Raw genomic sequence first — 23,336 nt, 5'->3', positions numbered from 1 at the left:
ATTTCACGCGTTAAACAGAAAAATTCCTCAATATGTGATTTGTTTCTTTGCATCTGCTGTTGTCTGTGATACAATATAGAAAATACGTGAAATTTTTGCACAATGAAAATAAATGATATCATTTTTGGTTTATCTTCAAAAAAAGAGGCCAGACTTTACAGGAACGATACGTTTTTGTGATTTCATCCGAACGGCCTCAAAAGCAGAAAATGGCAGGCAGAAATCGACAAACAGCAGAGAGGAGAGCAAAACATATATGATTTCAAAGAAAAAATTTGGCACAACGGTAACAGCGTTCGGCGTGGCAGCCGGAATGCTTCTCGGTTCGGCTGCACCGGCGCATGCAGAGGAGACAGCGAAAACGGTGCAGGAAACGCAGAAAGATCAGGCGGATGCACCGGCCATGCAAAGTGAAACGGAAAACGGAAACACAGAAGAAGCCGTTGTTACGGCTGTAGAAACACAGGAAACCGAGACACCAGCAGAAGAACCGTCCGTACCATCTCAGGATGAAAATGCCGCTTCCACAGAGGAGCCAGAAGTACCGGAAACGCCAGAACCGACAGAGGATCCGACTCCAACGGAGACACCGGAAGACCCGAATCCAGGCGAGATGCCGGAGCCATCTCCAAGTGAAACCCCGGAACCAACTCCAGGCGAAACTCCAGAACCGTCGGTAACGCCATCCCCAAGTGAAACGCCGACTCCAGCCCCGTCCGAAACCCCGGAACCAACTGAAACCCCGGTGCCAACCGAGACGCCTGCACCAGCACCGACAGAAACACCGAAAAATGATGAGACACAGGCGGATGACTGGATTCAGACGATTGATTACGGAAAATATATCAGCTCCATGAAAAAAGATCTCCGCGCAGGTTTCGCACAGGTCGACAAAGCGTACGCCTACGCAAAGGTCGATACCAGATTAAACGTCCGCGAAAGCGGTTCCACCAGCGCACGGATCGTGGGAACACTTCCGGCAAAGGCACTCTGCTTTGTGATCGCCGATGCGGATCAGGAGTGGGTTTATATTGAATCGGGCGACGTCCGCGGTTTTGTCCGTACGGATTATCTGCAGCAGGGAAAAGAGGCGCTGGAATATGTAACCGGCACCGGAGAGGATCAGATGAAACTGGCGGATCAGGTGATTGATCCGTCTGAAAATGAAGCCTTTCCCTATAAAAAAGAAACGGTTTATGAAGTAAAAACCTCAACCGGAAACGGTATTATCACATTTGCAAAACAGTTCGTTGGCAGACCATACGTCTGGGGTGGAAACTCCCTGACGGACGGTATTGACTGCTCTCATTTTGTATGGCAGATTCTGACCCGTTGCGGTGCGTACGACGGTGAATATACGATCTCCGGCGGATGGCGCAGCCTTGGAACGGAGGTTGCAAGCCTGGATGAGGCACGCGCAGGCGATGTTATTTGCTATAATGGCCATGTGGCGCTGTATGACGGAGAAGGAAAAATCGTAGAAGCGCTGAACGAAAACGCCGGTATCACCTGCGACCGCCCAGTGGACTGTGACACGATTCTGACGATCCGTCGTTTTGCAGCCGACGATGAAATCGGTGGAACGAACGCAGAAAAGATCTGGAATTACTTCCTGATGCACGGATTTACAAAAGAAGGAGCCGCCGGTATTATGGGAAATATTGCAAACGAGGCATCCACAGACCTCAATCCGACACTGCTTGAGTATGGCTCTACCAGCCGCACAAGCCTGAGCGGAGAGCAGTACACGAACCTTGTTGATGCCGGAATCATTTCCCGTGACGAAGTGATCCGAAGTTCCCGTTTTGGCCTTTACAGTGGCGGAAGATATGGATATGGTCTCTGTGGTTTTACAGATCCAACGATCAAAGAGTATCTGTGCCGATATACCATTGATCTTGGAAAGAGCCTTGGAAGCCTGTCCGGCCAGCTCGACAGTCTGATGGCCTACCTTTCCGACTACAATCCGAATCTGCTGGACAGACTGAAAAATGCCGAAGATGTTGACACCGCAGCAACTGCCTTTATGCGTGAATACGAAAAATGCGCAAACCAGAGCACACAGCAGAAACTGCGTACAACAGCAGCAGAACAGATCTACAATGTTATGGAATCGTATGATTCGCCGGTAGATATAGAATAAACGAACAGATGATGAAAACGTGTTAAAGAAAATCCTCCGCAGCAGAAAGATTCTGTGTGGAGGATTTTCTTACAGTAAAATAATTGAATTTATGTATGATTTTTTACTTCCAGCTTTTCAGTTTGTCCGCTTCCGGAGTCTGCAGCAGAATTTCTTTACAGGCCAAAAGAGAAGGACTCACATAATCACAAAATGGAAAAAGCTTTTTTGTATACGGTGTCAGATCCGGGATCATGCAGGAGATGGCACCAGCTGCACGCGCGGCCTTCAGACCATTGATGCTGTCTTCGGCTACCATGCATGCAGCAATCGGAACTTTCAGAAGAGACGCTGCTTTTAAGAAAATTTCCGGATCCGGCTTGCTGTTGATTACCTCATCTCCACAGACCGAAGCATCGATATACTGGTCAATGCCGGACTGTTTCCAGTATCCTTCCGCAACGCGCCGTGTTGTGGAAGTGGCAACCGCAACTTTAATCGAATGTTCCTTCAGCCAGGAAAGAAACTCGTGAAGTCCCGGCTTTTCCGGTACACCATTTCGCTGAATATAATCATTTAGATACGCCGTGCGGATTGCGCGTCCTTCATCGTATGTCACCTGTCCGTGAAACCATTCCTCAAACAGCTTTCTGCTCCGCGGAAGCGCGCTGCCGCGCATCTGTGAAAGATGTTCCTCCGTGAGCGTAAAATTCAGCTCCCGGGCAGCTTTTTGCCAGCCCTCTTTCATTACAATCTCGGTGTCAAACAGGATACCATCCATATCAAATAATACTGCCTTTATCATAAATGCGACCTCCCAGAGAGTAAAAGAAAACAGACGGTTTTCGTTTACTCTGTACTCTGATTTTTTTAAAACTACCTTCAGTATACGAAAAATCCTGAAAAAAGACAAGTGCATGACTGGATCCATGCATATTACAATCACACTTGACTTCAAGTAAGCTTAAAGTGCTATTCTGATAAAAAAGGACAAATTAGGAGGAATAACAGAATGGAAAAGTCAACGGTTTATTTTACCGACTTTCGATGTCCTGTGGGAACGAGTCAGCTTGACAAGCTGAAAAAACTCTGTATCGCTGCTGGCGTCAAAGACATTGATATGGAAGGTAAATTTGTTGCAATCAAAATGCATTTTGGCGAACTGGGAAACATGGCGTTTCTTCGTCCGAATTATGCGAAAGTGGTTGCAGATCTCTGTAAAGAGCAGGGAGGTCTTCCGTTCCTGACAGACTGCAATACGTTATATCCGGGCAGCAGAAAAAATGCCCTGGAGCACCTTGACTGCGCAAATCTGAACGGATTCAATACCATTACCACAGGATGCCAGATTATCATCGGAGATGGACTGCGAGGAACCGATGAAATTGAGGTTCCGGTTGTCAACGGAGAATACTGCAAAACAGCATTGATTGGCCATGCGATCATGGACGCAGATATTTTTATCAGTCTGAGCCATTTCAAAGGCCATGAAGCAACGGGCTTTGGCGGTGCACTGAAAAATATCGGTATGGGATGCGGAAGCCGCGCCGGAAAGATGCAGCAGCATGCCAGTGGAAAACCGGCGATCAATACGGATGTCTGTCGTGGCTGCCACCGCTGTGCAAAAGAATGCGGAAGCGATGCAATTTCCTATGTGGATAAAAAAGCAGTCATTGACTATGACAAATGCAAAGGATGCGGCCGCTGCATCGGTGCCTGCAGTTTTGATGCGGTTTATAATCCAAACAGCAGTGCAAACGAGCTTCTCGACCGGAAAATGGCTGAGTATGCACAGGCTGTCTGTCATGGACGTCCGTGTTTCCATATCTCTCTGGTACAGGATATCAGCCCGAACTGTGACTGCCATGGGGAGAACGATGCTCCGATCCTGCCGGATATCGGAATGTTTGCAAGCTTCGACCCGGTTGCTCTTGACCAGGCGTGTGCCGATGCCTGCCTGAAGGCAACTCCGATCGAAAACAGCCAGCTTGGCGAACATCTTGCAGAGCCGGGATGGCACTGCCACCACGATCATTTCAAGGATTCCAACCCGAACATTGAATGGCAGGCAACCCTTGACCAGGCAGAGAAAATTGGTCTTGGTACGAGACAGTATGAACTGAAACGTATCAAATAATAATACAAAAAAATGCTTTAGGGCAGATGAACAACAGCGGAAAGCTCCAGCTTCTCGAATGAAAAATCAACGAGAAGCTGGAGCCTTTTAAGGCCAGATTGTATTTTCTTCAGAAATAACAACGGTTTTTTTCATCCATTTGCGTGATCGCCACCGGATCAGATAATTTACACCACGGAACGCCTCATCCATGCCAAAAGCGATCCATCATCCGAATAATCCGAATCCCATTTTTACACCAAGCAGATAGGAGAAGAATACACTCATCAGCCAGCAGGAGAGAATGGAAACACCCATAGGGAAAACCACATCGCCTGCTCCGCGCAAGGAATTTTCCTCAATGTGATTAAAGCCTCGAAAAATTTCCACGAAAATATCAAAAAACAAAATGGTATGTCCGATCGAAAGGATCGCAGGATCGTCTGTAAAGATCCGCAGCAGCACGGAACCAAAGCAGGCAAGGAGCGTGGATAGGCAGGCATTCAGCAAAATTGTGATTTTTAAATTCTGCAAATTCAGCTGATAAGCCTGTTCGTATTTTCCGGCGCCGGTAAGCCAGCTGATCAGCAACGAGGTCGAAAGACCAAGGGAGAGGCCTAGGACATACACGTAAAAAACAAGTGTGGAAACATAAATTTTGGCGGAAACAGCCTGCACACCGACAAGTGCAATAATGGAGGTTGTCACTACCTGGGATACAGAATAGGAAAGCGTACTGATACCGCCTGGAATTCCGATTTGAAGCACTTTTGGTAAAATCCGGAAACTGCTGCGTATGGACTTATGACGGAAGTCAAGGCCAAACGGAAGAACCAGGAGCAGCAGAAGCATGGTAAAAGCGGCACAGCCCTCACTGAAGGCATAGGCACAGGCAATCCCTTCTACGCCGTGAAGCGGCAGTTCGACCGGCTGAAAGACGATCAGATAATTTAAAAGGGCATTCAGCGCATTCATTCCAAGGGTAACAAATACCGATATTTTGGGCTTTCCATAGCTTTTAAATATGGCACTGCAGATGGACACGAACGCGGCAAAAAAGGAAACACGAATGCAGATTCTCAGGTAAGAAGAGGCATATGTTAATACCTGGCCGGATAAATTCATCTGCCGCATCAGGGGCATGGAAAAGAACGAAAGTGTAGCACCAAGGAGAACGCTTAACCCGGCACCTGCAAACAGCGCACAGAAAGCAGCATCGGATGCATTTTTTTCCTTTTTGGCACCAAGATTCTGGCTGATTACGATGGACGCACCGGTACTGATTACGGAATAGAAATTCAGAATCATGCCCATAAACTGTCCGGCGGAACCAACGGCAGCAACTGCTTCATCGGAATAAAAGGACAAAGTAAAAGTATTGACGGTGCTCATCAGATTCATCAAAAACATTTCCAGAAACAGGGGAAGAAAAATCTTTGGGAGAGTCATCGTTCCCTGTGGCGTTTCTACTTTGCCCAGATCTGGATTGTAAAAGGATTTCCACATAAAGTCTGTCGTTACTCCTTTCAGAAAATAGTAACAGAATTGGATTTTAGCAGTTCTGAAGAAACCTGCACGGTAACCGGGTGATCTGCAAAAGAGCGGCGGACATAGAAAATCAGTCGTCCATGGTACAACCGGCGGCAGGAAGAAGCATACTCGGTGCAGTCTGCAGCATTTCCGTTTTCAATTCCAAGAAGGACGCCTCCGTCTGTCGTTACCTGAACCATGGAGGAATCTCCGAAGCAGAAAGCACCATCTCTGTCGGCGGCATAAACTTCGAACTGCAGAAGCGGATTTTCCGGTAAAACAGCGGAATTTTCTTTGGACGGCTTCCAGGGTCGGATCTGCAGGGCACAAGGCATAGAAGTCGTTTTCAGCTCATCCTTTGCTTCAAAAGTACAGGAAGCCCCGCCCTTTTGTGCCGCAAGCTTTCCAGAAGCAAGAACCATCAGCGTGCCCGGCTGAAAGGGAACGATCCAGCGAATCGAATCTTCAGTATAGGAAGCCTCCTTTTTGCCGAGACTGATTCCGTTTAAGAATAATTCCGCTTCGGAAAGGTTTGTGTAGCAGCGGACTTCGATATCTTCTCCATCACAGTAATTCCAGCTTTCGAATAATGGCTGCCAGCTTTCTCTCATGGAGTCTGCCCGCTGTGTGGAAAGATGGCACATCGGTTTGGATGACCAGAAGCTCATCCGCCGGTAAAACCCGGATTTTTCAAAGCCAGCCATCGTAAGAAGCCCGGCTTCAGAAGCTCGAAGCGGCCATCCGTGTGCCTCTCCCATATAATCAATGCCTGTCCAGAGAAACTGTCCGCTGATATATTCGTTTTCGGTTACCGCATGCCAGGCAGCAAGATCATGTCCGTTTTCGCTGCCTAAAAATGGGAGCGAAGGAAAATCACAGTGGCTTTCCTCGTATAAATGTTCTTTATAATTGTATCCGGCAACATCGAGGGCATCCAGAAAACCGATCTTTGCAGAGAGCTCCGGAAAAGCAGCAGCCAGTGTAACCGGGCGCGTAGGATCCACTGCGCGTACTTCGTAAGCAAGCATGGAAGCCAGTGCTTTTAATCGCTCTGCATTCGGCCGATCCGGATTGTATACGCGCTCTGCGGCAGGCTTGTTTGCATCATTGTTTCCGGTCATGCTCTGAAACAGAGGATGGCAGTAAGGATCATTTGGATAATCAATTTCATTTCCAATGCTCCAGAGAATTACACTTGGATGATTTCGGTCGCGCAATACCATAGCAGACAGATCTTCTTTCTGGTACTGAGGAAAGTACTTGTAATATCCCTGATGCTTTGGAGGATAAACATTATGACCGGTAGACCATTTGTTTTTTGGCCCTTCCCACTCATCAAATGCTTCATCCATAACAAGAAAGCCCATTTCATCACATAGATCGTACAGTTCCGGCATATGCGGATTATGGCTCATACGGATGGCATTGCAGCCCATTTCTTTGAGCTTTTCAAGGCGGCGTATCCAGATTTCTTTTGTAACGGCGGCACCGAGTGCACCGGCATCGTGGTGAACGCAGACCCCCTTAATTTTCATGGGGATTTCATTCAGAAAGAATCCATAATCGGCATCAAAACGGAAGGTGCGGATACCTACACGGAACTTGTCTGCAAGAAAGGCGGAGTCATCCTTGGCTTTGTGGAGCCATGTTTCGAGTGTATATAAAGATGGATGTTTCGGAGACCACAGTGTTGGCTGTGCTACCGTTCCTTCAGTCTTTAGTTTTGCGGTTTCTCCAGGAAGAAGAGTGGCTCTCTGCTCGGCGAAAAACACCGTGTTTCCATTTTGATCACGCAGATACTGGACCAGTGAAAAAGAGGTTTCCTGATCTTCCATATTACAGATCTCTGTTGTGATAGAAAGATCCGCTGAGATTTTATCTGCCCTGTTTATGGAAAAGCAGGTGCCATATGGTGTAACGTGAAGAAGATCTGTAACAAGGAGCGTTACCTTTCTTGTGATTCCGGAACCGGTAAACCATCGGGAATCTGAAATCTCTGTCCGGTCTACACGGACGCTGATTTCATTGATACCATCTGTACCAAAAACAGCCTGGGATGTTATGTCATAGAAAAAAGGTGTGTATCCATTGGGATGAAAGCCGTGATAATAACTGTTGAACCAGACCTGGCTTTCTTTGTAGACACCGTCAAACAGCAGCACGATGCGTTTTCCACGATACTTCTCAGGCAGGGAAAAGGTTCCACGATACCATCCGATGCCGCCGGCTGCATATCCGGTGCCGCTGGAATAGGATCTGGAAAATGGCATTGCAACAGACCAGTCATGTGGAAGCTCGACAGCTGTCCAGCCAGTATCATCATAGTCTTTTTTCCAGGCATCCGGCTCTTCGCCATAGTGAAATTTCCAGGAATGATGGAGATAAATTGTTTGGGTATTCATAGATTTATAACCTCCTGTTTTTATCATGATATTTCAATTTTTATACGTTCCTATGGTTTTTATTATAAAGAGTTCATCTGAAAAATCCATGGAAAAGAGAGGGATTTTTTGTAAAATAGCGACTTTAGGATTGACTTTTACGTGCAAAAAGTCTATCCTTGAATTTGAAATGAAAAGGGTTTCAAAAAATTGGAATAGAGTAAGAGTTTCAAGAGGGCGATTTATGAAAAAAGAAAAAAACATTTATACTATTGCAAAAGAAGCAGGCGTTTCGCCGGCGACGGTGTCTCGGGTCATGACGAAAAATGCCCGGGTAAGCGAGGAAAAAAGAAAAAAAGTGGAGGAAATCATACAAAAATATGATTATCGCCCCAATGCGCTAGCACAGGGGCTGACAAATGCAAGAACAAAAATCATTGGCATTCTTGCAGCGGATATGATGAATCCCTTTTATGCACAGCTTGTGGACGAATGCGTAAAGGAAATTGGTGCAAGTGGATATGTTCCCATGATATTTTCATCTCAGAGCAGTTATGAAATGGAAGAACAGTATTTGCAGAAGATGTTTGACCTGCGTGTGGATGCAATTATTTTAATGGGAGGAAAATCAGACCAGCTCGTTACAGATTTGGAATATGTGGATTTGCTTGATCGAATCACAGACACTACACCGATTATTACAACTGGAAAAATAGAAGGATCTCTTTGTTATCAGGTATGCATTGATGAAATGGCGAGTGTAGACCTTGCCATGGAGCATCTTTTTTCGCTTGGCCATCGGCATATTGCACTGATCGGCGGGAAAAATCACATCCGGTCAACATATGATAAACGAATGCGGTATCGTATGCTGCTTCGTAAAAATGGAATCACATACAGAGAACGCTATGTAACGGATTCGGATTACAACATCGAAGGGGGGTACCAGTGTATGGAAAAGCTCTTTCAGGAAAATCGTACGATGCCGACTGCCGTAATTGCAATCAATGATTTCAGCGCAATTGGAATTCTTCGGTGTATTGAGGAACATCATTTGTCTGTTCCGCAGGATATATCGCTTGTCAGCTTTGACGGAACCTTTCTGTCAGATATTGTTAACCCGAAGCTTACCAGCGTTTGCTATGATTATGCTTCTTTTGGAAAAATGCTGGCTGCGTCTGCGGTAAAACTTCTTTCAGGAGAAGGGATTCCGAAAATTCAGCAATGTGTGTCGCGTTTAATCGTACGCGAATCCACGATATTGCAATAATATCACATTATCGATTCAGAAGCATGTAATTTCATATAGCCAGATAATTCTTCTCTTTGATTTTAAAAGACCATCAGAGAGAAGAATTTTTTTGCACTAATTTTGGAATGTTTGCAGACATGGTGATATTGATCCTGGAACAGATTTTGGCTTTTGTAAGAGAGATACCGACAGATCAAAATGGCGGTAAATAGCGCGTTTTCAGAAAGAAAAAAAGTGGATATACATAGAGGAATAAAGGGGTGATTTGTCAAATTGTCAACTAATTCAGATGGCTTTAAAAAAAAGAAAGCAAATTATACAAAAAACAAGTTGACAAATCAAAGCGGAAGGAGTATAGTACGAAATATGAAAAGGGTTTCACGAAAGTGCCAATTAAAAAGATATGTGATTTGGAAAGATGTATAAGTTAAGTGCTTTTTAGATGGAATTATCGTTATAATATACAGGAAAAGCAGTAAAAACAAAGATACATTCATCATGATCACTTTTATTTTTGGAAAAACGTGAAAACGGTTTCATATAAAGGCTGCAAATTATGTGCAGACAAATTTTCACAAACTGCAAAATAGGAGGAACGCAACGTGAAAGGAAAAAGGAACCAAACGACAGCAGCTCTTCCGGCTGTCCCCAGTAAAAAGAATCGAGCATGGAAGACTTTTCGCAACAACAAAACACTTCTTCTGATGTGTTTGCCAGCAGTCATCTTTTTTATCGTGTTTAACTATTGCCCATTGCCGGGCGTATGGATTGCATTCACGAGTTACAATTTTCGGGATGGTATTTTTGGAAGCCCTTTTGTAGGATTATCAAACTTTGAATTTTTGATTTCTTCCGGTGAATTGTGGACTTTAACGAAAAATACAATTTTATACAATCTGGTTTTTATTCTTCTTGGAAATGTTTTTCAGATCGTAATTGCTCTTATGCTGAATGAAATCAGAAGTAAATTTTTTAAAAAGGTATCACAGACAATCATGTTCCTTCCGTATTTTATTTCTGCTGTACTGATTGGGGCGATCGCATTTAATATTCTGAATTATGACACGGGTGCATTAAATGCACTTCTTCGTGAAACGGGTGCTGACCCAATACAGATTTACAGCAAAGCTGGTTTATGGCCCTTCATCATTATTTTCTGTAACATGTGGCAGCAAACAGGTTATGGTTCTGTTGTTTATTTCGCGGCAATCTGCGGTATTGATTCCAGTATGGTAGAAGCAGCAGAGGTAGATGGCGCTACCAGCTGGCAGAGAATTCGTTACATCATTCTTCCTTCCCTGAAAGGAACCTTTATCATTCTGCTTCTGTTTGCGCTTGGCGGAATCATGAAAGGAAACTTTGGTTTGTTCTGGAACCTGACAGGTGGTGCGAATTCACAGTTGTTCCCGACAACTGATATCATTGAAACCTTTGTATACCGTACAATGACGACACAGAATAACTTTGCAACATCTTCTGCCGTAGGTTTGTATCAGTCTATTTTTGGATTTGTTCTGGTTATGTTCAGCAACTGGGTGGTAAAACGACTTGATCCGGACTATGCACTGTTTTAGGAGGAGAAGAAAATGAAAAATCGTAATAAAATCAAACTGGATCCAGGGACGCGAGCTTTACGAATTATCTCCTACGTATTTGTGAGTATTTGGGCGCTCATCTGCTTACTTCCATTTATCCTGGTTATTTCTGCATCTTTCAGTACCGAGAGTATTGTAGCGAAAGAGGGATTTGGGCTTTTACCCAAAGGGTTTACTCTGAGTGCATATGAACTGGTATTTCGTTCACCTAAAATGATTCTTGGCTCATACGGAGTTACCATTGCACTGACGGTATGCGGAACAGTTGTTGGTCTGTTTATCATTGCGATGACCGGTTATGCATTACAAAGAAAGGACTTTCCGTTTCGAAATGCATTGTCATTTTTTATTTACTTTACAACACTGTTTTCCGCCGGTATGGCACCAACCTATATCTGGGTTTCCAGGTACCTGAAATTAAACGGAAGTTATATGGCAGTATTTTTACAGCTGTTAATGTCTCCGTGGCTGATCATTCTGATGAAGAATTTTGCAAAATCGGTACCATATGAAATTACAGAATCCGGAAAAATTGACGGAGCGGGAGACTTTAAAATTTTCGTATCACTGATTTTCCCGATGTTAAAGCCGGCACTTGCAACGGTAGGACTTTTTCTGGCACTGGGATACTGGAATGAATGGTATCTTTCTTCTCTGTATCTGAACAGTTCTGTAACCTATAAGCCATTACAGTACTACTTATATCAGATCATCAATACAGCAAATGCACTGAAAAACTCTGTAGCAGGTGCAAATGTCAGTGTGGCAGACCTTCCATCTAACACATTGAAAATGGCAACAGCAGTTGTTGCAACCGGACCGATCATCTTTCTGTATCCGTTTGTACAGAAATACTTTATCTCTGGTATTACAGTAGGCGCGGTCAAAGGCTGACCATGGAAAAAGTATGATGTGAGATTCCCCTGTGTTTTGATGGGGATTCACATAAAATTCCGAAAAAGCAGGAAAAGAAGGAGGACGCTATGAGAAAACGCGTAACAGGTAAAAAGGCAGTAGCACTGGTAATGGCTTCCCTGATGATTGCAAGTATGGCAGGATGCGGAAGCAGTGGGTCCGAAAGCAGCGGATCCGGCAACACAAGCGTAAAGGAAGATGGAAGTATTGATACTTCCAAGCATGAAGTAATTAACATGCTGGTGCTGGGAAACAAACCGACCAATGGCAGACTGGAAGCCATGCTGGACAAACTGAATCCGATTTTGACGGAAAAAGTAAATGCAGAACTCGAGTTTACGTACATAGAATGGACAGACTGGCAGACACAGTATAATCTGAAGCTGTTGAGTGGAGACAGCAGTCTGGATTTGATTTGTACGGCAACGGACTGGCTGTACGGATGGGAAAATACAAAGAAGGGCGCATTTCTTCCACTTTCCGAGGATATGCTGAAAACATATGCGCCAAAGACCTGGGAACAGGTATCCGCAGACGGAGACTGGGATATCTGCAAATATAACGATGAAATTTATTTCATACCGGAAGATCACTATACACAGTATACGAACCATGGTATGTTCTATCGTGGAGACTGGGCAAAAGAAGCAGGTCTGGAAAATGGAAAAATTACAAAATTTGAAGATCTGACGACGTATTTCCAGTATATTAAAGATAATAAGGAAGATGTTATTCCGTGGGATATCGCTGGCAAAAACCAGACGGGAGGTATTCTTGGCGGCTATATTACTTCGAAAAAGGAATATACGGCATTCAATTGCGCCAGTGTTGGTATTTACACAGACTTCTGGGGTGTTATGCAGGACGATCCGACAACCGTTATGTCTCCGTATGTAGAGGATGACAGCCTTTATGATGCGGCAGAGCTGATGAAAGAATGGAATGACATGGGTGTATGGAGAAAAGATGTCCTGAACTTTGACGGAGACACCAGAGAAGAGTTTTATGCCGGAACAACCGGTGCGGATCAGCATCATGCCCAGACCTATTATTCTACGATTGTTCCGAATATGGAGAAGAAACAGCCGGGTTCCGATCCGCAGTTCTATTACTGGGGCGAAGAAAATCAGAACGTACAGCATCCGCTGAAAGAGCATGGTGCATGTGCTATCAGTGCAAACTCCACACATCCGGAACGCGCCCTGATGGTATATGATCTGTTAAGAAATGATGAAGAGTGCTATCGTCTGTTAAACTATGGTATTGAAGGTGAGGATTATATTGTAACAGAAGATGGCAAGCTGGGCAGACCAGATGGATTTGATTCCAGTACAGATGCCCTGGATTCCAATTTCTGGATGGGACGTAATGATGATCTGGAACTGCAGGATGAAAGCTGGTGGGATGGAACCGATGATCTGATCAGTTCGCTGGATAAAATCGGTTATGATTATCCATTTGAAAACCTGATTGTTGATACAACTGCAATTGAGGCAAAGCAGGCAGCACTGGCTAATGTTCTCGCAAAATATATCCCGCAGCTGGCATATGGTCAGGTAGATGATCCGAAGGCAACTGTCGATCAGATGAGAGAAGAACTGAAAGCGGCCGGTTATGACGATGTAAAGGCAGCAATTCAGAAAGATTTAGATGCTTTTGTAGAGGAAAATGGAACACCGGATTTCACAAGAGGTGAATAAAAAAGGTGTTCACTTGACCGTAGAACAAGAAAGGTTAGCGACAAAACCTGGCAGATAATTCTGTGATTTCATGATAAGCAAGATAAGGGAGATACCGGAAAAGACATGATGCCTCTGGTGTCTCCCTTTTGCGAGTCAAATGTTTCCGTTCCGGTCACGGGAAATTTGGCAGACATATTATTTTTAACATAAAAAAGATGGAAATTTCAGAAACAGGAGGAACTATGAAGACGTTTGAAGTAAAAGAAGATTTTTATCTGGACGGAAAGAAAGTAAAAATCATTTCCGGAGGTATGCATTATTTTCGTACTGTGCCGGAATACTGGCGCGACCGACTGGAAAAATTAAAAGCTCTGGGCTGCAATACGGTGGAAACGTATATTCCATGGAATCTTCACGAAAAAGAGAAAGGAAAGTTTGATTTTTCCGGAATTCTGGATATTACCAGATTTGTAAAACTGGCCCAGGAGCTTGGTTTGATGGTGATTCTCCGGCCATCTCCCTATATTTGTGCAGAATGGGAGTTTGGCGGATTGCCATACTGGCTGCTGAAGGAAGACGGCATGCGCCTTCGCTGTTTCTATCCGCCATTTCTACAACATGTGAAAGAATATTATGAAAAATTATTTGAAGTGATCGCACCGCTTCAGATTACACGGGGCGGTTCTGTTATTCTGATGCAGGTGGAAAATGAATATGGATATTTCGGAGATGACAAATCGTATCTGGATTACATGAAACAGCTGATGATTGACTGCGGCTGTGAAGTGCCGATGGTTACATCGGATGGTCCTTGGGGAGATGCTTTTGACTGCGGAAAAGTGGAAGGTGTTTTACAGACCGGAAATTTTGGTTCCAAAGGAAAAGAGCAGTTTGCCGTCATGAAAAAGAAAATCGGCGATAAACCGCTGATGTGTATGGAATTCTGGGTTGGATGGTTTGATAACTGGGGTGTAGAAACGCATCAGACCGGTGATTTAGAAGAACATGCAAAAGATCTGGACGAAATTCTTTCCGAGGGCCATGTGAATATCTACATGTTTGAAGGTGGAACCAATTTTGGTTTTACGAATGGATCCAATTACTATGATGAGCTGACACCGGATGTTACTTCTTATGATTATGATGCACTGCTGACGGAAGACGGTCAGATTACGGCGAAGTATACGGCATTCCAGAATGTAATCCGGAAATATACCGAAATTCCGGAAGTAAAACTTAGTACAGAAATTCGCAGAAAATCATATGGAAAACTTCGTGTCAAAAGAAGCACATCTTTATTCGGAAACAAAGACCGGATTAGTAAAGCGATGGAGAGTGTATACCCGGTGTCAATGGAAAAACTGGATCAGGGATACGGATATATTTTATACGAAAGCCAGTTGAAAGATGAAGGGCCATTGGAAACACTGCGGCTGTGGGGAGCTAACGACAGAGCTAACATTTTTGTGGATGAAATCCCAACTGTTACACTGTATGACAGAGAACTTCTTGATGAAATAAAATGGGAGGAGAATAAACCGGAAGGACAGAAACTTTCTATTTTGATGGAAAATATGGGAAGAGTAAATTTCGGTCCGAATCTCGAAAGACAGAGAAAAGGGATTGATGGAAGCGTACAGGTTAATGGTCATAATCACTATTATTGGAAAGAATATACGCTTCCGATGGAACATCTGGAACATCTTGATTTTACAATTCCATCCGTTCCTGGTACACCGGGATTTTATGAATTTAGCTTCGAAGCAGATGAGACGGGAGATACCTTCCTTGATTTTACCGGATGGGGAAAAGGTTGCATTCTTGTAAATGGATTTAATATTGGAAGATTCTGGGAAATTGGGCCACAGAAACGATTATATATTCCGGGTCCGCTTTTAAAAAAAGGAACGAATACGATTCTGATTTTTGAAACAGAAGGAAAAGTGCCGGGAATCATTACACTCTGCGATGAACCGGATCTTGGCTAAAAGAATGAAGGAAAACATTTATTATCAGTATGACAGCAGTCAACTACCGGAAATTAGCCTGGCAGATACGGCGGTGATTGAACCGCCGTATATTCATAAAAGAAGAATGCCGTTGGAATACATTATTTATCTGGTGCGTCAGGGTGAGATGTTTCTTTTGGAGGATGGTGTACGGTATCATTTAACACCGGGGGATTTTTTAATTCTGGATCCGGATAAAATACATGTGGGGGAAAGAGCAACACATTGTGAATACCATTATATTCATTTCCATCAGAAATCCATAAAAAAAAACAAGATGACAAATGAGCAGACAACTGCGATAATTTTAAGAAAGAGAACGCAGTCCATGCAAAGTGATTCCTGTACCCTTTCCGGACAGGAACGCGTCAGTCTTTCGCTTCTTGCGTTGCCAAAATATATGCATCTTTCCGACACTTCTTCTTATTCTGAAATTCTGCAGAAAATCAATGATGGAATTACCTGTCAGAAAAATCGTATGGAAGGTTATTACAATTTGTGTGCCTGTCAGATTTTGGAGATGATGATTTTGGTTTCCAGACAGTTTGTAACATCGCTTGCCCAGGAAAAAACCGGAGTGGTCGGAAGCTACCGGAAAATATATGATCTTTTGGATTATCTGAATAACTGCTATCGCGAGCCAATTTCCGGAGTATTGATTGAAGAGCAGCTTGGTGGAAACTTTGATTATCTAAATCGGATTTTTCGTCAGACAACAGGAAAAACGATTTTTCAGTACCTGACGGAAGTCAGAATTTCCCATGCCAAGGAGCTTCTTGGTACAACTTCGCTTAAAATTTCGCAGGTCAGCGAAAAAGTCGGATTTTCCGATGAAAGTTATTTCAGTAAAGTCTTTAAAAAAATGACTGGAATGACACCTATGAACTATATGAAAAGCAGATAAGGAGAACAAAATATGGCAGGCTATTTATTTGTACATTTTACCGGAGAACAAAAGGATGGAGAACAGATTTATTTTTCCATCAGCAGGGATGGACTTCACTGGGAGGATCTGAATGACGGACAGCCAGTCTTATATTCTCATCTTGGAATGCAAGGTGTTCGCGATCCGTTTCTGCTGCGTGATCCAAAGCAGAAGAAATTTTATCTGATAGCAACCGATTTACGGATCGAAGCAGGAGAAGGCTGGGATACGGCACAATATCGCGGAAGCCGTGATCTGATTGTCTGGGAATCGAAGGATCTGGTTCACTGGAGTGCGGAGCGTGCCAGTACCATAGGTGTTCCGGGAGCCGGATGCGTCTGGGCACCGGAAGGAATCTATGACTCAAAAAGAGAGCAGTTTCTGGTTTTCTGGGCATCTATGGTAAAACTTTCCGGTGATACGGAAGCCAAACAGCGGATCTATGCATCCTGGACATCTGATTTTCAAAGTTTTTCCGAGCCATTTATTTACATGGAGCGGAAAGAACATGTGATTGATACAACGATGGTAGAATCAGAAGGTGTATACTATCGGATTTCCAAGGATGAGACGAATAAATGTCTGCTGTTGGAGTCCTGTGACTCCCTGACGGGCAATTTTCAGGAGATCCCATCAGAAACACTTTCTTCGCTGTTTGGCGTAGAAGGACCGGAATGTTATCTGCTACCGGATCAGAAGACATGGTGTCTGATTGCGGATCAGTTTGCGGAGGGAAAAGGATATCTTCCTCTTTTAACGGATGATCTTTCTTCGGGAAAATTCCGTATTTTAAAGGAAAAGGAATATGCTCTTGGAAAAACAAAAAAACGCCACGGTGGCGTTCTTGCAGTTACTGACGAGGAGCTTGCCTTGCTGGAACGATTTTTTGATCACAAAAAGCCGGTCGTAGAAGGGCTCTTTGCAGATCCGGATCTTGCCTGTTTTGACGGAACGTATTACCTGTATCCGACAACGGATGGCTTTACCGACTGGTCCGGTACGAAATTTTCTGTTTTTGCATCGAAGGATCTGAGAAAATTTCAGAAGGCTGCTGATATTTTCGACATGGCAGATGGAGATGTTCCGTGGGCGGTAGGAAGTGCCTGGGCGCCATGCATTGCAGAAAAAGATGGAAAGTATTACTACTATTTCTGTGGAAAGCGTGTTGATGGCAAATCCTGCATTGGAGCAGCAGTATCTGATTATCCGGAGGGACCGTTTGTGCCTGCAGCAGAACCCATGATCACCATGGAAATGATGGAAACGTATCAGATCCAGATGAGTCAGACGATTGATCCGTCGATCTATCAGGAAAACGGCGAAACATATCTCCTGTTTGGAAATGGTTATGCGGCCATTGCAAAACTGACACCGGATATGATGCATATTGTTCCGGAGACGATGAAAAATCTGGAAGGACTGTACGATTTCCGTGAGGCGGTTACGGTTCTGAAGCGGGATGAAATTTACCATTTTACCTGGTCCTGTGATGATACAGGAAGTGAAAATTATCATGTAAACTATGGAACGTCCGATTCCCTGTACGGACCGGTTCGGTTTGAAAAGACGATTCTTCAGAAAGATGTGCAAAAAGGTGTTCTTGGAACGGGTCATCACAGCATCTGTAAGGTGCCTGGAAAAGATGCATACTGGATTGCTTACCATCGTTTTGGCACACCGCTTGCGCAGTATCCGGAGGGAAAGGGATTCCACCGGGAAACCTGCGTGGCCCCGCTGGAGTTTGACGAAGCCGGAAAAATGATGGAAGTGATTGTCTAGGTTTACGGAGAAAAAATATATGAACGGAAGAACAGAACAAGAATTGCAGCAGTATCTTTTCTAATATGAAACAGAGCTTTCAAGAGAAGCCGAAACGCTTTCTCTTTTGGATTTCCCTGTTTTGACAGAGGAGCTTTTTTCTCTGTTTGAAAAGACGGGGAACCGGCTGCGGTATGAAGAAGCTTACTTTGGACGCCGGAAATACCTCGTTGCTTTTGCGTTCAATGCATTGTTTGCAAAAGAGAGGGACATTTCTATGGATCTTTCCGGCCTGGAATGGGTTCTGGAGCAGATTTGTGCGGAAACTTGCTGGGCGCTGCCGGCACATGTGAAGCGGAAAAAGGATGAAAAGTGGAAGATTACATTGGATCTTTTTGCGTGCGAGACTGCACAGTCACTTCTGGAAATTGCGTTTCTACTTCGAAACGATCTGCGGCCGGAGTTACTGTGTCGGATCTGGAAGGAAAGCAGCAGGAGAGTGTTGCAGCCGTTTCTTATACAGGAAAACGGTGCATTCTGGTGGGAAACGAGTAAAAGTAACTGGAATGCTGTTTGCTGTGGATCCGTAGGAGCAGCCGCCTGCTATGCATCTGAGCTTTTTCCTGTTCTTTTTCCGAATGCGGAAAGCATCGAGAGTATCAATCAAAACTGTGAACAGATCTTGACGCGCGTGACCCGGGATCTTTCCTGCTTTCTTGCGAGCTTCGGCGAGGACGGCGCCTGCATGGAAGGTCTTGGCTATTGGGAATATGGAATGAGTTATTTTTCCATGTTCGCGGAACTTCTGAAAGAAAAAACGGGCGGGAAAACTGACTTGCTGGATGGAAAAAAGCAGCGGAAAATCATGGAATTTCAGCAGAAATGCTATTTCCCGGGCGGAAATACGTTAAGCTTTTCTGACGGAGACAGCAAAAGCCGTTACCGGATGGGACTTACCTGCCATTTTGCAATGCTGGATCCAAATGTTAAAATCCCGCCGCTGGTACGGGCAATGCATTTTGGGGAAGATCCGTGTTATCGCTGGAATGCCGCATATAGGGACTGGATCTGGACGAAGCAATATCTGAATGTGTTAAAAAGCAGGTCGGACGGTTCCGAGAATGCTGCAGAGGAACGGGTATGTTCCGGCACGTTTACTTATCTGGCGGATGCCGAATGGGCAATTGCAACTGGAAAGCATCAGACCGCATTCGCAATCAAAGGTGGAAACAACGGGGAGCCGCACAATCATAACGATGTCGGCAGCTTTCTGTATTTTATCGGGGAAGAAGAAATTATCAGTGATCTTGGAGCCGGAGAATACACGAAAGCATATTTTGGCCCCGAACGATATTCCGTACTCTGCTGTAGTTCACGTGGCCATAGCGTTCCGATTTTGGATGGAAAGGAACAGTGCAAAGGGGAAACATATCGTGCCGATGCAGTGAATTACTCCGAGACAGGAGAAATTTCGATTTCCTTTGCTGGGGCATATGAGAAAGAAAGCAGGAAAAAACTGATACGGACTGCTGTTTTTTGCAGGGAAACCGGTGAACTTCAGATCAAAGATTGCCTGAAGACCGCTCCTTTGGATAATGGCTTCACGGAAAATCTTGTCACACGGCAGAACGTAAGTCGGGAAAAAGACCGGATTCGAATCGGTGACAGGGGAACTCTGAAAATAGATGGTGTTTCTCCGGAAAAGATTCAAATTATTCCATGCATTCATAGAGATCATCAAGGAAAAATGGAAACTGTGTTTCTGATTCAATGGGAAGCTGACGGAAAAGAAAATATCTGGCGAAGCCGATTTGTACTTTGCCCGGAATAATACAAAAGCTCCTGACGTTGTTAGAAGGAAGATATTCAGTGAGGCTGCATTGCGGTACGAAAACAGAGCAAAAGATTGTGCAAATGAATTTACCATTTGCACAGTCTTTTGCTTTATACGTTGCTGATCATCGAAAGAAATGTCTTATGAATCCTCATATCCGGGTCGAGTTCCGGATGGAAGGAGAAGGCCATCTGGTTTTTGTATTTTACACCGACGATCCGCTCTTCCACAACCGCGAGCACTTCCACGCCGTCCCCCACAGATGCGATATACGGCGCACGGATAAACGTCATCGGCACTGTTCCAATGCCCGCAACCGGTGCTTCTGTGTGGAAGCTGCCCAACTGGCGGCCGTAGGCATTCCGCCTGATGCACATCGGAATCGTGCCGAAATACTGTTCCGGCTGTCCCTTGATCTGTCCTTCGATCTTTTCGGCCAGAAGAATCGCACCGGCACAGGTCGCGAGAACCGGCATACCGTTTTCAATCTGGCTTTTCATGGTATCGAACATGCCAAGCTCCTTTAAGAGCTTTCCCTGAACGGTACTCTCACCGCCCGGCAGTACAAGCGCATCGTAAGGCTCGGAAAGATCACGGGCCTGCCGCAGTTCGATGCATTTCGCGCCAAGCTGCTCTAATACTTTTTCATGTTCTGCAAACGCACCCTGCAGTGCAAGCACTCCAATTTTCATTATTTTCCTCTTTCTGCCATCAGTAAGGCGATTTCCTGCTCATTGATGCCGACCATAGCCTCGCCGAGATCAGCGGAGAGTTCTGCGATCAGTTTCGCATCGGTGTAGTTGGTAACGGCTTTTACGATGGAAGCCGCACGTTTTGCCGGGTTGCCGGATTTGAAGATACCGGAACCAACAAACACACCCTCTGCTCCAAGCTGCATCATCAGTGCTGCATCGGCAGGAGTTGCCACACCGCCGGCTGCAAAGTTGACAACCGGGAGACGGCCGTTGTCATGAACATACTGAACAAGGTCGTACGGAACCTGCAGGACCTTGGCTGCCTCAAACAGCTCATCCTCACGCATGGAGGTCAGTTTCTGGATTTCGCTGTTCATTTTTCTCATATGGCGGACGGCCTGTACGATATCGCCGGTTCCCGGCTCACCTTTGGTACGGATCATGGATGCGCCCTCATTGATCCGGCGGAGTGCCTCACCGAGATCCTTTGCACCGCAGACAAACGGTACTTTGAAGCTTCGTTTGTTGATATGGTAAACATCATCTGCCGGAGAGAGAACCTCACTCTCATCAATGTAGTCGATTTCGATGGCTTCGAGAACCTGTGCCTCTACAAAGTGGCCAATGCGGCATTTTGCCATAACCGGGATGGAAACGGCTTCCTGGATGCCACGGATCATTTTCGGATCACTCATACGGGAAACGCCGCCGGCTGCACGGATGTCTGCAGGAATCCGCTCCAGTGCCATAACGGCACAGGCACCAGCTTCCTCTGCGATGTGGGCCTGTTCCGGTGTGGTAACATCCATGATCACACCACCTTTTAACATCTGTGCCAGTTCTTTGTTCAGTTTGTATCTCTCATTTGTTGCTGTCATAATAATCTCCTCCCTGCCTGATAAATATCAGGTGATAAATTTTGTTTCTGTTTTGGCTTTACTTTTGTTATGCCTCACAGTATACTGGTAAAGTGACTATAAAAAAATTGCCAAAACAAATATATTCAGTAAGGTCAGATGAGAGGAGAACGGTTGGATGCTGACGTATAATTTTGCGAATATAGGGTCAGATTCCCTGTATGAATATTTATATAAATGTATCAAAAACGACATATTACTGGGAAACATCCGTCCGGGAGAGAAGCTGCCGTCGAAACGGACGTTTGCAAAAAATCTGGGTATCAGCGTCATTACCGTCGAGAATGCCTATGCGCAGCTTGTTGCGGAAGGCTATCTGTACTCCATGCCAAAGCGCGGATTTTATGCGGCTGAGCTGGAAATTGAGGATTCCATGCGGGATGCGGTGCCAAAAGAGATTCTGCAGGTGGCAAACGGGGAGACTTCCTATTTTGCGGATTTTTCCAGCAATCAGACGGACAGCGAAATTTTTCCGTTCACAATTTGGACGCGGACGGTGCGTGCTGTTCTGAATGATAACCGGATCCAGCTGATGATCAATTCCCCGTGCGCCGGGATTTTAAAGCTGCGCAGTGCGATTGCAAAATATCTGCGCGAGTTTCGTGGAATGCAGGTGCTGCCGGAGCAGATTATTGTCGGCGCAGGAACGGAGTATCTGCATAACATTCTGATTCAGCTTCTTGGGAACGATCTTGTTTATGGAGTAGAGGATCCCGGGTATCACAAAATTGCGCGGATTTATGAGAGTATGAAGGTGCGGTACGCGCCAGTGCCGCTCGACCAGGACGGTGTTTCGGTGCAGGAGCTGGAAAAAAGATCGGTTGATATTATTCATACATCCCCGTCCCATCACTTTCCGACTGGGACAGTCATGCCAGTCAGCCGCCGTTATGAACTGCTCGGCTGGGCGGCAAAATCAGAGCATCACTATATCATTGAGGATGATTACGACAGTGAGCTGCGTCTCGGCGGAAAGCCGTTTCCAACGCTGCAGAGCATCGATGTATCGGACAAGGTCATCTATATGAATACGTTTACAAAAACACTTGCTTCTACGGTACGGATCAGCTATATGGTGCTGCCGCAGACACTGGCAGAGAAATTTTACCGCGAGCTGTCGTTTTATTCGTGTACCGTTTCCAACTTTGAGCAGTACACACTGGCAGAGTTTATTGAGAACGGCAGTTTCGAAAAACATATCAACCGGCTGCGGAACTATTATCAGAACAAACGAGATCTGATTTTGCAGGCGCTTGAAAAGAAGCCGCTCGGTGATTACGTAACCATCGAAGAGGAAGAAGCAGGCGTCCATTTCCTGATGCATCTTTGCACCGATCAAAAAGAAGAGGAGATCGTCACGCAGGCGAAATCCCGCGGCGTAAAATTAAAGCCGCTCTCCGGCTATTACGCAGACACAGCGGAGGCGGCAAAGCAGGAAAATACGTATGTCATGAATTATTCCTCCATTGATCCGGCAGCAATGGAGCGGGCAGCGGGAGTGCTGCTTCATATTCTACGGGCGCATATGACGGAAAACACATTTGAGGCAGAGATGAAAAAGAGCCAGGAATAATCATAAATTGATCCACAAAAATAACTGCAGGG

General features: G+C 45.0%; 16 protein-coding genes. 11 read left to right on the top strand and 5 right to left on the bottom strand.

What is annotated here, in order from left to right:
- Positions 1–256: 256 nt before the first annotated feature.
- A complete protein-coding gene (locus DWY63_RS12155; protein ID WP_117802295.1) occupies positions 257–2,143 on the top strand; it encodes a phage tail tip lysozyme in 1,887 nt (628 codons plus the stop codon).
- 103 nt (positions 2,144–2,246) lie between these two features.
- Here DWY63_RS12155 and DWY63_RS12150 read toward each other — a convergent pair whose 3' ends face one another.
- Positions 2,247–2,927, bottom strand: coding sequence for an HAD family hydrolase (locus DWY63_RS12150; protein ID WP_117508899.1), 681 nt, complete (start codon positions 2,925–2,927; stop codon positions 2,247–2,249).
- A 207-nt stretch (positions 2,928–3,134) separates the two neighbouring features.
- Here DWY63_RS12150 and DWY63_RS12145 point away from each other — a divergent pair, with 207 nt between their 5' ends.
- Positions 3,135–4,259: a DUF362 domain-containing protein gene (locus tag DWY63_RS12145; protein ID WP_117802294.1), complete on the top strand. Its 1,125-nt coding sequence runs from the start codon at positions 3,135–3,137 to the stop codon at positions 4,257–4,259.
- Between the two features lie 207 nt (positions 4,260–4,466).
- On the opposite strand, the gene DWY63_RS12140 is transcribed toward DWY63_RS12145, so the two are convergent.
- Both DWY63_RS12140 and DWY63_RS12135 read right to left on the bottom strand, forming a co-directional pair.
- On the bottom strand, positions 4,467–5,744 hold the full coding sequence (locus DWY63_RS12140; RefSeq protein WP_243001886.1) for an MATE family efflux transporter: 1,278 nt from the start codon (positions 5,742–5,744) through the stop codon (positions 4,467–4,469).
- 20 nt (positions 5,745–5,764) lie between these two features.
- Positions 5,765–8,170, bottom strand: a complete 2,406-nt coding sequence (locus DWY63_RS12135; RefSeq protein WP_117508902.1) for a glycoside hydrolase family 2 TIM barrel-domain containing protein — start codon at positions 8,168–8,170, stop codon at positions 5,765–5,767.
- Between the two features lie 88 nt (positions 8,171–8,258).
- Here DWY63_RS12135 and DWY63_RS12130 point away from each other — a divergent pair, with 88 nt between their 5' ends.
- The 8 genes from DWY63_RS12130 to DWY63_RS12095 all read left to right on the top strand — a co-directional run bounded on the left by DWY63_RS12130 (position 8,259) and on the right by DWY63_RS12095 (position 20,116).
- Entirely contained in the window at positions 8,259–9,419 is a 1,161-nt protein-coding gene (locus DWY63_RS12130) for a LacI family DNA-binding transcriptional regulator (RefSeq protein WP_243001885.1), read from the top strand.
- Between the two features lie 584 nt (positions 9,420–10,003).
- On the top strand, positions 10,004–10,975 hold the full coding sequence (locus tag DWY63_RS12125) for an ABC transporter permease (protein ID WP_117508904.1): 972 nt from the start codon (positions 10,004–10,006) through the stop codon (positions 10,973–10,975).
- A gap of 12 nt (positions 10,976–10,987) precedes the next feature.
- Complete coding sequence (locus DWY63_RS12120) at positions 10,988–11,890, top strand: carbohydrate ABC transporter permease (RefSeq protein WP_117508905.1); 903 nt, start codon at positions 10,988–10,990, stop codon at positions 11,888–11,890.
- An 89-nt stretch (positions 11,891–11,979) separates the two neighbouring features.
- The gene (locus DWY63_RS12115; RefSeq protein WP_117508906.1) at positions 11,980–13,611 is read left to right on the top strand and encodes an extracellular solute-binding protein; all 1,632 of its coding nucleotides are present in this window, start codon (positions 11,980–11,982) and stop codon (positions 13,609–13,611) included.
- A gap of 224 nt (positions 13,612–13,835) precedes the next feature.
- The gene (locus DWY63_RS12110) at positions 13,836–15,581 is read left to right on the top strand and encodes a glycoside hydrolase family 35 protein (protein WP_117508907.1); all 1,746 of its coding nucleotides are present in this window, start codon (positions 13,836–13,838) and stop codon (positions 15,579–15,581) included.
- Positions 15,574–16,506 (top strand): AraC family transcriptional regulator, encoded by a 933-nt coding sequence (locus tag DWY63_RS12105; RefSeq protein ID WP_158568368.1) that lies wholly within the window; start codon positions 15,574–15,576, stop codon positions 16,504–16,506. The genes DWY63_RS12110 and DWY63_RS12105 overlap by 8 nt, the downstream gene beginning before the upstream one ends.
- Positions 16,507–16,518: 12 nt before the next feature.
- Positions 16,519–18,306: a family 43 glycosylhydrolase gene (locus DWY63_RS18460; RefSeq protein WP_117508909.1), complete on the top strand. Its 1,788-nt coding sequence runs from the start codon at positions 16,519–16,521 to the stop codon at positions 18,304–18,306.
- A gap of 121 nt (positions 18,307–18,427) precedes the next feature.
- Positions 18,428–20,116, top strand: coding sequence for a heparinase II/III domain-containing protein (locus DWY63_RS12095; protein WP_117508910.1), 1,689 nt, complete (start codon positions 18,428–18,430; stop codon positions 20,114–20,116).
- 113 nt (positions 20,117–20,229) lie between these two features.
- On the opposite strand, the gene pdxT is transcribed toward DWY63_RS12095, so the two are convergent.
- Both pdxT and pdxS read right to left on the bottom strand, forming a co-directional pair.
- Positions 20,230–20,811, bottom strand: a complete 582-nt coding sequence (gene pdxT / locus DWY63_RS12090) for a pyridoxal 5'-phosphate synthase glutaminase subunit PdxT (RefSeq protein ID WP_117508911.1) — start codon at positions 20,809–20,811, stop codon at positions 20,230–20,232.
- On the bottom strand, positions 20,811–21,692 hold the full coding sequence (gene pdxS, locus DWY63_RS12085) for a pyridoxal 5'-phosphate synthase lyase subunit PdxS (protein ID WP_117508912.1): 882 nt from the start codon (positions 21,690–21,692) through the stop codon (positions 20,811–20,813). Before pdxS ends, pdxT begins: the two co-directional genes overlap by 1 nt.
- Before the next feature lie 157 nt (positions 21,693–21,849).
- Here pdxS and pdxR point away from each other — a divergent pair, with 157 nt between their 5' ends.
- Positions 21,850–23,304, top strand: a complete 1,455-nt coding sequence (gene pdxR, locus DWY63_RS12080; RefSeq protein WP_117508913.1) for a MocR-like pyridoxine biosynthesis transcription factor PdxR — start codon at positions 21,850–21,852, stop codon at positions 23,302–23,304.
- The last annotated feature ends 32 nt before the right edge of the window (positions 23,305–23,336 follow it).

This window comes from Blautia sp. AF26-2 (assembly GCF_003460955.1).
GTDB classification, from domain to species: domain Bacteria; phylum Bacillota; class Clostridia; order Lachnospirales; family Lachnospiraceae; genus Fusicatenibacter; species Fusicatenibacter saccharivorans.
Note: the sequence above shows the minus strand (reverse complement) of the source record. Positions and strands in the feature narration are given on the sequence as shown.

Bases quoted from the DNA above. Each gene is read 5' to 3' on its own strand.
- DWY63_RS12155 (WP_117802295.1), top strand. From the start codon at position 257: ATGATTTCAAAGAAAAAATTTGGCACAACGGTAACAGCGTTCGGCGTG.
- DWY63_RS12150 (WP_117508899.1), bottom strand. From the start codon at position 2,927: ATGATAAAGGCAGTATTATTTGATATGGATGGTATCCTGTTTGACACC.
- DWY63_RS12145 (WP_117802294.1), top strand. From the start codon at position 3,135: ATGGAAAAGTCAACGGTTTATTTTACCGACTTTCGATGTCCTGTGGGA.
- DWY63_RS12140 (WP_243001886.1), bottom strand. From the start codon at position 5,744: ATGTGGAAATCCTTTTACAATCCAGATCTGGGCAAAGTAGAAACGCCA.
- DWY63_RS12135 (WP_117508902.1), bottom strand. From the start codon at position 8,170: ATGAATACCCAAACAATTTATCTCCATCATTCCTGGAAATTTCACTAT.
- DWY63_RS12130 (WP_243001885.1), top strand. From the start codon at position 8,259: ATGGAAAAGAGAGGGATTTTTTGTAAAATAGCGACTTTAGGATTGACT.
- DWY63_RS12120 (WP_117508905.1), top strand. From the start codon at position 10,988: ATGAAAAATCGTAATAAAATCAAACTGGATCCAGGGACGCGAGCTTTA.
- DWY63_RS12115 (WP_117508906.1), top strand. From the start codon at position 11,980: ATGAGAAAACGCGTAACAGGTAAAAAGGCAGTAGCACTGGTAATGGCT.
- DWY63_RS12110 (WP_117508907.1), top strand. From the start codon at position 13,836: ATGAAGACGTTTGAAGTAAAAGAAGATTTTTATCTGGACGGAAAGAAA.
- DWY63_RS18460 (WP_117508909.1), top strand. From the start codon at position 16,519: ATGGCAGGCTATTTATTTGTACATTTTACCGGAGAACAAAAGGATGGA.
- pdxT (WP_117508911.1), bottom strand. From the start codon at position 20,811: ATGAAAATTGGAGTGCTTGCACTGCAGGGTGCGTTTGCAGAACATGAA.
- pdxS (WP_117508912.1), bottom strand. From the start codon at position 21,692: ATGACAGCAACAAATGAGAGATACAAACTGAACAAAGAACTGGCACAG.
- pdxR (WP_117508913.1), top strand. From the start codon at position 21,850: ATGCTGACGTATAATTTTGCGAATATAGGGTCAGATTCCCTGTATGAA.